The organism is Dongia deserti (assembly GCF_003574735.1).
In the GTDB taxonomy this organism is placed as follows: domain Bacteria; phylum Pseudomonadota; class Alphaproteobacteria; order Dongiales; family Dongiaceae; genus Dongia_A; species Dongia_A deserti.
Genome location: NZ_QORW01000022.1, coordinates 87,166 through 101,346, shown reverse-complemented (window position 1 = coordinate 101,346; position 14,181 = coordinate 87,166). Strand labels below are relative to the sequence as shown.

The window sequence follows — 14,181 nt, the reverse complement described above, 5'->3', positions numbered from 1 at the left end:
GTATCGGCACCGCTGTCGGCGCTTGATTCGTCAGAGCCGGTGGCAGCATCGCTGCCCGAGCTATCGGCGTCGCCGGTATCGGCACCGCTGTCGGCGCTTGATTCGTCAGAGCCGGTGGCAGCATCGCTGCCCGAGCTATCGGCGTCGCCGGTATCGGCACCGCTGTCGGCGCTTGTGCTGCCTTGATCGCCGGTTTCTGTTCCACTGGCTGAACCGCCGTTGCGGCTGGCGGCCGACGCACCAGAATCGGCCACCGCGCCACTCGATCCAGCAGTGGCAGGTCCCTCGCCATCGACGGGCGTGCTAGAACGATAGCGCACGTCGGATCTGTCATTGCCGCCTCGACCGGGGTCGGCAGGGTTCGACGCTGGAGGCATCGACGCAGCCTGATCCTCCGCTTCCGGGTTCGCGGTCAAGTCACCGGCACCGGTCACAAACTCTCCCGGAGCTTCGGCCAAGGGTAGTGGCTCGGATGGGAATGCAGCGACATCGGCAGGCACGGTCGCTCCAACGCCGTCGCCGGCGGTCTGAACCAGAGCCGAGCCGGGTTTCAGCTTCACTGCAAAGGGCGCATTTGCTAGCTCAGACGAAGGAGGTGAACTCACAAGATCGGCCAGTTGCTGCAGGAGCCACGGCTCCGCTGTCCGCGGGCGAGCGATTGCCGTCGGAAGCAAGGGCAGCGCTGCCTGAACTTCGAGCGGCAGCTCCACAGGTTCAGCTTGCGCCGGCGCCGCCGCTGTGCTGGTCAGCGTGTCCGTCTGCGGCCACAATGCAGTTCCGGCGGTGGCCGCAGCCGCAATGACAGAGACTGCTCCGGCCAACGCCCACCGCATGCGCGATCCGTTCGCAGCGCGGGCGCGCGACGCGAGTGCTCCCGGGAGCAGCCTTGATTCCTTGATTCGCTGGGCCGCCGCTTTGTCACTGCTCGTCAGGATGGCAGCGAAATCGGCGGTGTACTGGGGCGCGCGGTGTTCCGGGTCTTGCCGTTGCGTTGATTTGGAGACCGGCGCCTCCCGTTCCGCGCGCGCCGACACGACAGTCGGCACGAAGCGCTCAACCCGCGGTGCAGCAGGCTCCGGCTCGTGCTTGTGCTCCAGGCGCTTGCGCTGCTCTTTCCAACGCGCGAACAACTGTGCGATCTGTTCAGGTCGGCGCTTGCTGACATCGAACGGGTTCGGGTCGTTCGCCGGCTTCCTGACTGCGCTACTGTGAAGGCTCATGGGGTACCCTCAATCCAGCATGACGCGAACCATCGCGGCGTGCGTGCCGTTCCCACGAGTCTTCACGCAGTTAGGGTCTTTTTCGTGACAAGCGCATTGCCCAAGCAGCAGTAGTGCCGACGGCGGAGCAGCTAACGGCACCGTGCGCCGAGGCAGGTAACGGTCTCTACCGGGTCAAGCCGCCGACGGCTTCGCCGGCGCCGCCGACCGCACCACCGACGGCTTCGCCCGCATCGCCCACCGCACCACCGACGGCTTCGCCCGCATCGCCGATCGCGCCGCCATCGTCGGAGTCGCCTTCGGACCCACTGTCGGATCCATCACTCTCTGATGTGCCGCCGTCTGATGTGCCGCCGTCCGATGTGCCGCCGTCCGATGTGCCGCCGTCTGATGTGCCGCCGTCCGATGTGCCGCCGTCCGATGTGCCGCCGTCCGATGTGCCGCCGTCCGATGTGCCGCCGTCCGACGTGCCGCCGTCCGACGTGCCGCTTCCCGCATCGGAACCTCCAGCACTTCCGCCCGTATCCGAACCGCTTCCTGCGCCCGTGCCGCCCTGATCGCCTGTCCCTGCATCGCCGGCCGAGCCGCCAGTGCCGCCAGCCGACGGGTCCGATCCGGCAGAGCCAGATGCCTGGTCACCCAATGGAGCAGCGCCCTCGGCACGCCCTCGGGTATTGCTAGGCTTGTCACTGCCTCGCTGATCAAAGTCGGACGACCATCCATCGTCCATCGCTGCGGCTTCTGTCGCGTCTTGCCCATCACCCTTACTGGGCAATCGCATGGAATTAGCCGAAGCGGCAGCGCCGCGAATCGGCACCGGCGGGCCAATGGGTGAGAGTTCCAACGGCGCCGCCACTGCAGGCTCGGGCTCCGCAGCCAATTGGATGGTCTGTGCGATAGGCAGAGGCGGCTTCAAAACCGGCGTTAGGTGCGGCTGCGCCACAGCATCTGTGGGAGGAGCGTCGGCAAGGAGCGCTGCATCAATGATCTCTTGCAACGCCGCAGCGTCGGTCGCGGGCGTCCGCATCGCCGCCGGCAGTAGCGGTGCGTCCATCTGGATTGGTAGTCGCTGCTGCCCGGCTGATACGGGCATGGCTGCCTTCGCGAGCGCCCCAGCATCTGTGTTGGCATTGACGGCGACCGATGCGTCTTGCTTGTGCCACTGCATGGCGGCGTATACGCCTGTGGCGAATAAAGCGGAGGCCAGACCGGCCTGCAGCCATCGCACGCCAGATAGGTGACTCCTCCTGGTCGGCCAGAGCGCTGCAGCTGCAGGCGGGGGTAGTCTTGATGCCTTCAATTCCGCCGCAGGTGTTGCGCGGCCCGCCGCCAGAACAGCAGCGAAGTCCGAGCTGTATGCGATCGTCCGAAGCCGCCTTGGCTCCGGGACCGCAACTCCCGACGGCGCTTTCTCATCGTGCGAGTCTGACGCGACGTTTGCCGCGGGCCGGCCAACCGCGTGACGGTCCGATCTCAGCGGGTCCGGAGAAGCCTGCAAGTGCCTGTGCTGCACGTTCCGGCGGGCAGACAGCTGCGCGATCTGCTCAGGCGAGCGCTTACTGATATCGAGCGATCTCAGTTCGTTAGCTCGACTTCCAACAGCTTTACTTTGACTGCTCACGAGACACCCCCAAATCCAGTGCGACGTGACTCTCTCATAGCGCCTAGTTGTCCCGCACTGTGCGGCAAGACCAGGGACTTCCTCGTGACAAGAGCAGGCGGTTCAACAGCCGTGACGCTACAGCCGCTCGATCATCGCCACCATTGCGGTTGGCGCTTTCGACTTGACGCCGTTGGTTATGAAAATGACACGTCGCGCGTATTCCGCCGGCCTCTCCACATGCCACGCCCGCTCCTTCTTTCCGCCACAGGATAGTCGCAATCTATCGGTGTAATTCTTTGCACCCCAATGGCTGGGGCGACGGTGCTCCCGATGGCTTCCACCCGCCCGATTTCCCTCAAGCCGCCTGACTTCCGCGAGCCCGTTCTTTCCTGAACCGATCGCATTCTTCGCTGATTCTTGGGGGCTATCACGATGCGCTGGTTTCTGGCGCTGGCCGTTCTGGCCATGTCGGTCGCGCTTATCGATCTCGCGGCGGCCGATCCCAACATCATCATCCGCTTCGCGACCGAAAGCTCCGACGGCAAGCTGGGCGATGCGAACGCGCCGCTGCGCACCATGGAGTTGCAGATCGTCTCTGAAAGGCCGGTCCCGCAAGCCTGCTTCACATTCAACCGTCACCTCGATCGCTCGCCCAAGGTTGCGATGCAGCATTACATCCAGGTCGAGCCGGCGATCGAGATCGCCGCCACGATCCGGGACAAGGTCCTGTGCGTCGAAGGATTCGCGCACGCCCAGGACTACAAGGTGAGGCTGCTGGCCGGCTTACCCGGCGTGCATGGTTCGCTCGCCCTGGCCGAAGAACATGCGGTGAAGATTGGCGCCATGCGGCCCAGCATCATCTTTGCCAGCGAAGGCACGGTGCTGCCGCGCCTCGGCAACGACGGACTGCCGATCCGCACCGTCAATATCGACCGGGTGCAGGTTGAGATCGCTCGCGTCAATGATCGCAATTCGATCGACCGCATCCGGTTCGGTGCCGACCGATACAGCAACGCCTATGGCGTCGGCGGCAGCGAGGGCGAGCCGGTCTGGAGCGGCGAGCTGCTGATCAGCAACGCGCCGAACAAGCCGGTCACCACCGCTTTGCCGATCGACGACACGATCGGCGCGCTGAGACCCGGCCTTTATATCGCGACCGCTGCCGCCAAAGGCACCGACCTGCGCGATGACGACGACCGCCGCATCCCACCGGCCAGCCAGTGGTTCGTCGTCTCGGACCTGGGCCTGACCAGCTTTGTCAGCGATGAGGGATTGCTGGTTCAGGTCCGCTCTCTGCAGACGGCGCAGGCGGTCGCCGGTGTGGCCGTGGCGCTGTTGGCTCGCAACAACAAGGAGCTGGCGCGAGTGGCAAGCGATGCCGACGGCTTCGCCCGCTTCGACCCCGGCATGGTGCGCGGCAAGGGCGGCAATCGCGCGGCCGCGATCTATGCCTATGGCGCGGACGGCGAGTTCTCCTTCGTCAATCTCGAAGGTCCTGCGCTTGATCTGTCTGATCGCGGCGTCGGCGGTCGGCAGATACCGGGACCGCTCGACGTCTTCGCCTATGCCGAGCGCGGCATCTATCGGCCCGGCGAGACGGCGAATGTCGTCTTCCTGCTGCGTGACGATCACGCACGCGCGGCTAGCGCGCTGCCTCTGATCGTCAAGATCCTCAGCCCCGACGGCGTGGAGATCGACCGCCGCACCCTGACCGATCAGGGCGGCGGCAGCTATGTGCTCAACCTTGCTCTGCCGATGACGGCCAAGAGCGGCCAATGGACGGCGACCGCGCAAGCGAGCCCGGACGGCGCCACGATCGGGTCGACCAGTTTCGAGGTCGGCGATTTCGTGCCGCCGCGCATCGAGTTCGACCTCGCGAGCAAGGCCACGATCGCGAAACGGGGTGTCGCAACGCCGATCGAGATCGACGCGCGGTACCTCTATGGTGCGCCGGCCGCCGACCTGAACGGCGAGATTGCCGTCATCATCCGGCGTGCGCAAAAGCCATATCCGGCCTTCTCCGGCTACCAGTTCGGCCGTGAGCAGGACCGCGACCTGCCGGCAATCCAGATCAATCCGGCCAAGATCGTGACGGACGGGCAAGGCCGCGTTTCATCGGAGTTCCAGTTCAAGGCCCTACCGGATACGACACAGCCGCTCGAAGCCCTGGTGCACGCAACCTTGTTCGATGTCGGCGGCCGGCCGGCCAAGCGCAATCTGACCGTTCCGGTCGAGACTCGCCCGGTGGCAATCGGCCTCAAGCCCAATTTCAGCGGCGATTATGTCGATGCCAACGCACAACTTGCCTTCGAGGTGATGGCACTGGATCCGGAAGGACGCATGATCGAGCGCAAGGGCCTCACCTGGGAGCTGGTCAAGGTCTTCAGCGAGTGGCATTTCTACTCCACCATCGACGGCGGCTATCGATGGCAGGTGGTCGAGCGCGATTCACCGCGCATCGCTGGGGGACTTGTTGATGTGGCGCCCGGCCAGCCGGCGAGGATCGATCAACAGGTCGGTCGCGGCCGCTATCGCCTGGAAGTGTTCGACCTCGAGACCGGTGCCGCCACCAGCATCGGCTTCTACCCCGGCTGGTGGTCGAGCGGGGATCGCATCGCCGCCGCGCCCGACCAGGTCGAGGTCACGTTGGAACAGGCCTCTTACGCGCCGGGGGCCGGTGTAACGGCTTTCGTGAAGCCGCCGTACGATAGCGATGTGCTGCTGACATTGGTCGATCGCGGCATTCGCGAGACGTGGCGAAAGACCATCCCGGCGAGCGGCGCGGATGTCACCTTTACGCTGCCGGACGATACGACGGCCGGCCTCTATCTGGTGGCCAACGCCTTCGCGCCGGCCGATCCGGAGCGGAGCGAGCTGCCGCAACGCGCGATCGGCGCCGCGTGGGTGCCCATCGACCAGTCGCTGCGCAAGCTCACGGTCGCGATCGACACGCCGGATATCGTGGAGCCCAATCAATCCATCACAGTTCCCCTAACAGTTACAGGCGGCGAAGGCGAAGAGGTCTTCATCACTCTGGCCGCCATCGATGACGGCGTACTGCACCTTACCGACTTCGCGTCACCGGATCCGCTGCCCTATTATTTCGGCAAGCGGCGATTGAGCGGCGACATCCGCGACCTCTATGGCAGCCTGATCGATCCCTTAGGCGCTGAACGCGGACAGGTCAGATCCGGTGGTGACGGCGTCACCCCGCCGCAATCACGCCAGCTTGCCAACGCCCCGAAGCGCAACACCCAAGTCGTCTCGCTTTTCTCCGGTGTTGTGCGCGTCGACGATGCCGGTCACGCGACCATCCCGCTGAAGCTGCCCGACTTCAATGGCAGGCTGCGGTTGATGGCAGTGGCCTGGTCGGCGAACAAAGTCGGCGCCGCCAGCCGGATGCTGACGGTTCGCGCCCCAGTCGTTGCCGAACTGGCGCTGCCGCTATTCCTCGCCCCAGGAGACCGGGCCGATATCACGCTCAGCCTCAGCAATCTCGCGGGTCCCGCCGGCAAGTATGTCGCCATCTTGGAGGCCGACGACGCCGTCTCGATCGCTGCCACGCCCAATCATGGGCGCGGAATCGCCCTCGACCGAGACGACAGCTATCGCACCATTCGCGGCCTTCACGCGATCAAGGCCGGCGAGGGCAAGGTGCATCTGACCCTGATTGGGCCTGATGGCTTCATGCTCGAGCGGGATTGGCACATCTCGGTGCGGCCACAGAATCCGATCGAGACCCGGCGCATGGCGGCGATCCTCGCGCCAGATGTGGACTTGAAGCTCGACTGGGCGGTCGCGGACGGGTTGTTCCGCGATACTGCGATCGTCGATCTCAATGTGGGTTCGGTGCCGGATTTCGGTGCCGCCGGCCTGGTGGGGACCCTCAGCCGCGATCCCTACTACTGGACCTCCAACATGGCGAGCCGTGCTGTCCCCCTGCTCTACTTCAGCCGCACCTACGAGGCGCTCGGCCTCGGCAATAGCGAGCAGCAGGGGCAGCGCATGGAACGTGCCATTGAGTCGATCCTCGGCCGTCAGGTGGCCCGCGGCACGTTCGCGCCGGGTTGGATCTATTGGAGCGATCGGGAGGAGGAATGGCTGACCGGCTATGTGCTCGACTTTCTGACTCGCGCCCACGAACAGGGCGCGCGGGTTCCGGAGCTCGCCTATCGCCGCGGCATACGGTGGATGACGCGCTTCGTCTCTGAGGACCGCACGAGCGGTCACGATCTGGCGGTGCAGGCCTATGCCTATTACGTCTTGACGCGATCCGGCAACATGGATGCCGGTCGCTTGCGCCGCTTCTTCGAAGCGCGCGGCGACAGGCTGCCGACAGCATTGGCGCGGGCGCAAGTGGGCGCCGCGCTCGCCCGGCTGGGTGATCTGCAGATGGCTGCAGTCGCATTCGATTCCATCGAACACACGAAGGATTCGCTGCTCCATCTGGTCGGCGGCGATCGCGAAGGCAGTCTCTACGACTATGCGACGCCACTGCGCGAACGTGCCGCGATCATCACCATGATGGCCGAAAGCGGCGTCGTGGACCGCACACGGGTGACCGCGCTCGCCGCTGCGCTGGCGAAGGATGCGACCGCTGTCAAATACCTCGGCGCGCAGGAGATGGCATGGCTGCTCTACCTGAGCGAAGCGCTCAGCAGCAGCGCGGAGTCCATCGACATCGTTGTCGACGGGCAGGCCCTGCCCACGCTCGCGGCGTGGAATCAGCCTTACCTGCGGCGCTTCTCCGTCGCAAGCGGTGCGGGTGACGTCCTTGCCACCATCGGCACTGCCGGTGAGCGCCCCGTCTATCTGACGGTTTCGGCGGTCGGCAACCCGGTCGGCGACCTGCCGGCGGAGGAGAACGGCTTCACCATCAGCCGCAAGATCGTGGACCGGTTCGGCAATCCGGTGAAACTGGACGCGATCCGCCAGAACGATCTTCTCGTCGTCATCATCGAGGGCCGCCGCTTGGGCGAATCCGGCGGACAGACCACGATCGTCGACATGCTGCCGAGCGGTGTCGAGATCCAGAACGTGAAGTTCGACAAGAACGACACGACGCAGAATCTGGCCTGGCTGGGCGACCTCAGCACGCTGCAACTGGCCGAGTATCGCGAGGATCGCTTTGTCGCGACCGCCGACATCAAGCGCTACTACTGGCACTATCGCGGCCAGTTCCGCATGGCCTACATGGTGCGTGCGGTGACGCCGGGCGAGTTCACCATGCCCGGCATTTATGTGGAGGATCTGTTCCGCCCCAATGCCTTCGCGCGCGGCGCCACGACCCGCATCCGCATTCTGCCCAGCCATCCATGAGGCGCGCACGCTTGACATCGTGGCGCTGGTTCGCTCTGGCGCTGGGATGTGTCCTCCTCACAGGAGTGATCGGCGATCGGGTTCTTCCGCTGGACTTCGCCCGGTTCGACCGGCTGTCCACGGTCGCCGTCGACCGCAGGGGCGAGACGCTGCGGATCTTTCTTGCGACGGATGGCGTGTGGCGTCTGCCAGCGCACGCCGGCGAGGTCGATCCGCTCTATCTCGACATGCTGCTGGCCTACGAGGATCAGCGTTTCAAGCGCCATCCCGGCGTCGATCCATTGGCAGTCGGACGCGCCCTGCTGCAATGGGCCGGCAACGGCCGCATCGTTTCCGGGGCTTCGACCATCACCATGCAGACAGCGCGCCTGCTGGAGCCGAGGCCGCGCACCATGCGCGCTAAGCTGATCGAGATGGCACGTGCCTTGCAGCTCGAGGTGCATCATTCAAAGCTGGAGATCCTCGACGTCTATCTGACTCTGGCGCCGTTCGGCGGCAACCTGGAGGGCATCCGCGCGGCATCGCGGGCCTATTTCGACAAGGAGCCCCGGCGCCTGACCGAGGCCGAAGCGGCCCTGCTGGTTGCCCTGCCCCGCGCGCCGGAGCAGTTGCGTCCCGACCGCGACCCGGTGGCTGCGGAAGATGCGCGCAACAGGGTGTTGGATATCGCGGCAGAGCGCGGCGTAATCGACCGCAAAACGGCGGAGGAAGCCAAGCGCGCGCCAGTCCCGCGGCAGCGCCATCCTCTGCCCTTCCTAGCGCCACATCTGACCGAGCGGCTGGCGCGGCAGTCGGATCCAGGGCAGCATCTCCTCCACACAACCATCGACGCAACGATGCAAAGTGCGGTGGAAGAGTTGCTGCAGCCCCGCCTGCGCGATTTTCCGGCGGAGGTGGGCATGGCGGCGATGGTGGTCGAGAACTCCACCCTGCAGGTCGTCGCCTACGTGGGCGCGCCGGACTATTTCGATGAAGAGCGGCGCGGCATGATCGACATGGCAACAGCCGTGCGCTCACCGGGCTCCACGCTGAAGCCGTTCATCTATGGCATCGGCTTCGATCGTCTGCTGCTTCATCCGGACACCTTGATGTCCGACAGCCCGCGCGATTTCGACGGCTACGTTCCCGCCAATTTCGACGATGGCTTCCATGGCGACGTCACGGCGCGCGAAGCGCTGCAGCATTCGTTGAACATTCCGGCGGTCGCATTGCTGAACCGCATCGGTTCGCTCAGCTTCGACGCTGCCTTGCAGCAGGTGGGGGTTACGGCGCGTTTCGATCGAAGCCGCGGCGGCGCCAGCCTGCCCTTCGCGCTCGGCGGGCTCGGCCTCACACTCGAAGAGCTTGTCACGCTCTATGCCGCCATACCGAACGGCGGGCAGGTTCGTGCATTGAGCTCTGCGCCCGATCAAACTCCATCGACGCCAAGCACATTGTTCGGGCCCGTCGCGGCCTGGTATGTGGCGCGGGCGCTGGAGGGCGTTTCGGCGCCGAGGGGTTACGCAGATGATGCAGGCCAGACGCGCAGCATCGGATTCAAGACTGGCACCTCCTACGGCTATCGCGATGCCTGGGCGCTTGGTTTCAGCGGCGACTACACGATCGGCGTATGGGTCGGACGACCGGATGGAACGCCCTGCGATGCCTGCATCGGTATGAAAGCCGCCGCGCCCATTCTGTTCAGGGTCGCCGAACTGCTGCCCGCTTCGCCGCCGCTGCGTGCCGCGCCGCCCGCCGGCATCATCAGCGGCCCGACCGGCGAGCTGCCGCCAGGGCTGCGCCGCTTCGAACGACCCATCGGTGGCGTGATCGCGCCGAAGCGCGATCCCAACGCCCTCAGCATCACGTTCCCTGTGGACGGCAGCAGATTGAAGGCGAAGAAGTCGCCGAACGGTTTGGCGCCGATCGCCCTGCGCGCTGCTGGGGGCGCAGGGCGTCTGATCTGGTTTGTCAACGGCAAGCCGTTGGCGGACCCGACCCAGCGTTGGAACGGCGAATGGTACCCCGACGGTGGCGGCTTCACCACGATCGAAGCCATGGATTCAGAGGGCCGATCGACGCGGATCGAGGTCTTTCTCGACGTTGGCCGCTGACGACCACTAGCGGCCGACGCGCTCGATCAGCGCCATCGCGGCCGCCGGCGCTTTCGGCTTGAAGCCGTTGATCATGAAAATGAACACGTCGCGCGATTTCGACGCTTTCTTCTCGGCCGCACCGATCGGCTTCAAGTCCTCCGGCGCGCCGCCCATCGCCCAGGCACGCGCCCGCTCTGCCCATTTGTCCAGTTCCTTCGGCGGGTAGCCCGTAGCCACTTTTTCCGCCGAGCGTTGCAAGCGCAGATACACGAAATCCGCCGTGATATCGGGGATTTCCGGGAATGCGTCCTTGTCTGTCAGGACCGTGGCGATGCGGTACTTGCGCAGCAGCGCGACAAACTCCGGCACACGGAAGCTCTCGTGCCGCACCTCGACCACATGGCGGATGGCAAGACCGCCGGCCTTGTCCGGCAGCAGCTTCAGGAACGCCTCGAAATCCGCGGGATCGAACTTCTTGGTGGGCAGAAACTGCCAGTTGATCGGCCCCAGCTTCTCCTTGAGCTCTGTCACGCCGCTCGCCAGGAAGCGTTGGATGCTGGAGCCGGCCTCTGCCAGCACGCTGCGGTTGGTGGCGAAGCGTGGGCCCTTGACCGAGAACACGAAGCTCTCCGGCGTCTCCGCCCGCCAGCGCGCGAAGCTCTCTGGCTTCTGCGAGCCATAGTAGGTGCCATTGATCTCGATCGCGGTCAGGTGCTGGCCGGCATATTCCAGCTCGCGTTTCTGCGGCAAGTCCTTGGGATAGAACGTCCCGCGCCACGACTCGAACGTCCAGCCGCCGATGCCGACGCGGATGCTTCCTTCGGTCTTGGTGGGCATGCCTCTCGTCCTAATCGATTGCGTGCGAAGCGAGGATAATGCCGCATCAGGATTATGCAATCGACTGTCGAAACATGTCACGAGCGGCTCTGGATCACGCAGTCGCCGCTTTGATACCGGCCTTGGGAGCGAAGGCCAACGTCGTCAACGGAGCGACGATGATCCACTGCACGATGGTGAATGCGGTCTCGATCACGATGTAATCGGGCACCGACGCCATCAGATTCTTGGCGGCGACGGCGAGGGTCGTGAAGCTCCACGACAACAGGGCTCCGACGGCGGCGTAACGCGCGGCGCGCCCGACCCAGGTGCCGCCTTGCCCGGCAAAGCCCTTGTGGTAGATCCAGGCGAACAGGATCGCCTGGATCAGCATCGAGAGCAAGCCGAACGGTATGATGATGTCGCTGCGATAGATCTGCAGCGCCGCGTAATATTGCTCGAACAAGACCAGGTGCCAGACAAAGCCGATGGCGAATGTCGGCACCACATAGGCCAGGATCGCCAGCGCATAGCGCGTCATCATTTCCGTCCCTTTCCCTTCCGCGCGGGCTTCGACTTCGCCGGCAAGCTGCTTGTATGGTTCATGGCAAGGCGGATCCAGTCCTTCAGGGCGCCATCATTGAGGCTCGCCGGCTTCACCATCACGTAGCCGTCGAGCGGCCGCCCGCGCATTTCCATGGGCCGAGCACCCGGCTGTTTCAGCGCCTCGGCGTTGCGCTCCTTGCCGACCCGCACCAGCAGCTCGTCGCGGAATGTGCCGGCGACCATGTTGCCGTTCAGCATGAAGCAGACACCGCCAAACATGCGCCGCTCCGATCGTCCCATCGCGGGAATGACGGCGCGAATGCGGCCTGCCAAGTCGGTCGCGTCCGCTGTCTCGGCGGCTTTCGACCTCAACTGCCCCGCTTTGGACATGCTCAATCCTCGGCGTCCGCTCCAGCAACTTGCAAAATGCAAGTTTGTTTACTAGAGCACGAGTTCCCGTCACTTTCAAGATGAAAGTGACGAATTGGAGGTATCGAGATGTGGCCTGATTTCCGGTCTCAGTGTCCGGTCGCCTCGGCCTTGGACATCGTCGGGGACAAGTGGACGCTGGTTGTCCTTCGGACCATCTTCGCCGGCCGTCATCGCTATGGGGACCTTGCGGAGATGCCCGAAGCGATCTCCAGCAACATCCTCGCGGACCGGCTGGAGCGGCTGGAATCCTATGGCTTGATCACGAAGGCGCCCTACCAGCAAAACCCCGTGCGCCATGAGTATCGCTTGACCAAGCGCGGCGCCGATCTGTTACCGGTCTTGCAGCAACTCGCGACCTGGGCCGCGCGTCACATTCCGGGCCGATGGTCAGCGCCGCGCTGGTTCAGCGAAGGCAAGCCGGAGGACTTCTATCCGGCGAAATCCTGAATGGCAGAGTGATGACGCTCATGCCGCGCTTGCCTAGCGAGCATCCAATGTCATCGGCGAGGGCCAGGAGCTTCGTGCTGAGTCTCAATCCGCGGAACTGCTGCTGAATGACGAGCACGTTCACGTACCAGGTCGCTGCCGCGAGATTCCCCAGCTTCCTGGAGCGGCACGAACATCGGCCCCAATCTATCATGATGGCGTTTGCGATAGGCGAATGGGCCCTCCTCGCGCGCCGCGATTCCACAGATAGAGCGGCTCGTCATTACCCGCGCGTAACCGCGCGTTCTTTTCCAAAATCTGCTTAGGTCGCCATCGCCTTTAGGGCTACATAGTCGACCTTCGACCGGTGCCTCCGATCGAGCGGTATTCGGTCCAGGTGCACGAGACGGATATCGCCGCGTTCGCTGGCGAGCCGCGCCCATTGGCCGTAGCAGGAGCGATCGCCCTCCACGGCCAGGACCGCCGCCGTTGTGCCTGGCACCAGCGCCACGCGCCGGACTCCGGGCCAGAAACGCGCGGCCACTTCTACGCTGAACGGAAAGAGACCACCGGCCTTGGCATCTCTCCGGCCCAGCAGCCAAAGCCGTCCCTTGTCATCGATCCGGCCGGCATCTCCCGTCCGATGCCAGACCTCCCCATCGATCCGGATCTTGTTCGCCGCATCGCCCGACCCGTCCAGATAGCCCTTGTTGACGTGCTCGCCGGCAACGAGGATCTCGTCATCCAGCAATTGGACCCAAACCTCGGGAATCGGAGGGCCTGCGAGCAGGCCCGCGCCGGTGCGCATGGCCTGCCAGTCGGCGTCCGATATTTCATGCATGCTCTGATGAGCGATCGGTTCCGCTTCGGTGGATCCGTAGACCGAGATGATATCAGCGCGTGGCATTCGCTTGGCGAGCCGTTCGAGGATATCGGGGAACACCGGCCCGCCACCGGTGAAAACGGCTTCGATTGGCCAAAGCTCGTCGCTTCCTGCAACGACTTCACAGATCGACGGCGGCACCAGCATCCGCGTGACTTTTCGCTCTCGAACCAGGTGAGCCAGCGCCGCCGGGTCGGCTTCATCATGGCGCGTCAGGCGCCAGTTCGGGAGAACCGAGGTAATTCCGAGTCCGAGATTGACGATGACGAAGACCGGAAATGCCACCAGGTCAGTCTCATCTTCCCTGGATGGGCTCAGCAATTGCGCGACACACGCATTCTGTGCTGCTAGAAACCCATGGGTTCTCACGATTCCCTTGGGGTGCCCGGTGGACCCGCTCGTGAATGAGATCAACGCTGGATGATCCTTGCCGGCGTCATATACCTCCTTGATAGCGATAGAGTCCGCGATGGGATGCAGGCTCAGAGGTATCTTCCAGAGTTCAGGCAACAGAAGTCTCAGGAAACGGAATTTGCCGGCAGAGAGAAATGCCTTTGGCCGCGTCGCGGCAATCGCGTGCCGCAGGCCGCGCAGGCCCATCGCCGGTTCAGGAAAGACCACCGTGGCGCCGAGCCGCCAGAGCGCTGCGATGCTTGCGTAAAGATCCGATCCCAGAGCCATGGCAAGCAAAACGCGGTCGCCGGGCTCGATGCCCTTGCGCTGCCATGCCGCGGCGAGCGTCGCCGATCGACCGGCGAGTTCCGCAAACGTCACGGGGCGCCCATCCGGCGCGACGATCGCGACCCGGTCGGCGCGCCTTTCGGCCGTCGCCAGGAATGTCTCGATCAGGTTCATGGGCGC

8 protein-coding genes and 1 pseudogene are annotated in these 14,181 nt (G+C 64.6%); 3 read left to right on the top strand and 6 right to left on the bottom strand.

Annotated features, from left to right (window positions below; genetic code table 11):
* Both DTX69_RS25830 and DTX69_RS30415 read right to left on the bottom strand, forming a co-directional pair.
* A pseudogene (locus tag DTX69_RS25830) lies at positions 1-1,220 on the bottom strand (hypothetical protein); the annotation flags it as partial.
* A gap of 166 nt (positions 1,221-1,386) precedes the next feature.
* A complete protein-coding gene (locus tag DTX69_RS30415) occupies positions 1,387-1,863 on the bottom strand; it encodes a hypothetical protein (RefSeq protein WP_162917564.1) in 477 nt (158 codons plus the stop codon).
* 1,392 nt (positions 1,864-3,255) lie between these two features.
* Between DTX69_RS30415 and DTX69_RS25820 the strand changes: the two genes are divergently transcribed.
* Entirely contained in the window at positions 3,256-8,142 is a 4,887-nt protein-coding gene (locus tag DTX69_RS25820; RefSeq protein WP_119304461.1) for an alpha-2-macroglobulin family protein, read from the top strand.
* A gap of 11 nt (positions 8,143-8,153) precedes the next feature.
* Positions 8,154-10,235, top strand: coding sequence for a penicillin-binding protein 1C (pbpC, locus tag DTX69_RS25815; protein WP_162917563.1), 2,082 nt, complete (start codon positions 8,154-8,156; stop codon positions 10,233-10,235).
* Positions 10,236-10,241: 6 nt separating this feature from the next.
* Here pbpC and DTX69_RS25810 read toward each other — a convergent pair whose 3' ends face one another.
* From DTX69_RS25810 to DTX69_RS25800, 3 genes are all read right to left on the bottom strand, one after another.
* Positions 10,242-11,054, bottom strand: coding sequence for a DUF72 domain-containing protein (locus tag DTX69_RS25810; RefSeq protein WP_119304459.1), 813 nt, complete (start codon positions 11,052-11,054; stop codon positions 10,242-10,244).
* 94 nt (positions 11,055-11,148) lie between these two features.
* A complete protein-coding gene (locus tag DTX69_RS25805; protein WP_162917562.1) occupies positions 11,149-11,577 on the bottom strand; it encodes a hypothetical protein in 429 nt (142 codons plus the stop codon).
* Positions 11,574-11,969, bottom strand: coding sequence for a TfoX/Sxy family protein (locus DTX69_RS25800; RefSeq protein WP_119304457.1), 396 nt, complete (start codon positions 11,967-11,969; stop codon positions 11,574-11,576). The genes DTX69_RS25805 and DTX69_RS25800 overlap by 4 nt, the downstream gene beginning before the upstream one ends.
* 108 nt (positions 11,970-12,077) lie before the next feature.
* On the opposite strand from DTX69_RS25800, the gene DTX69_RS25795 reads away from it, so the two are divergent.
* Positions 12,078-12,458, top strand: a complete 381-nt coding sequence (locus tag DTX69_RS25795; protein WP_119304456.1) for a winged helix-turn-helix transcriptional regulator — start codon at positions 12,078-12,080, stop codon at positions 12,456-12,458.
* Between the two features lie 301 nt (positions 12,459-12,759).
* Here the strand turns inward: DTX69_RS25795 and DTX69_RS25790 are convergent, their stop codons facing one another.
* Positions 12,760-14,175 (bottom strand): AMP-binding protein, encoded by a 1,416-nt coding sequence (locus DTX69_RS25790; RefSeq protein ID WP_119304455.1) that lies wholly within the window; start codon positions 14,173-14,175, stop codon positions 12,760-12,762.
* Positions 14,176-14,181: the final 6 nt, after the last annotated feature.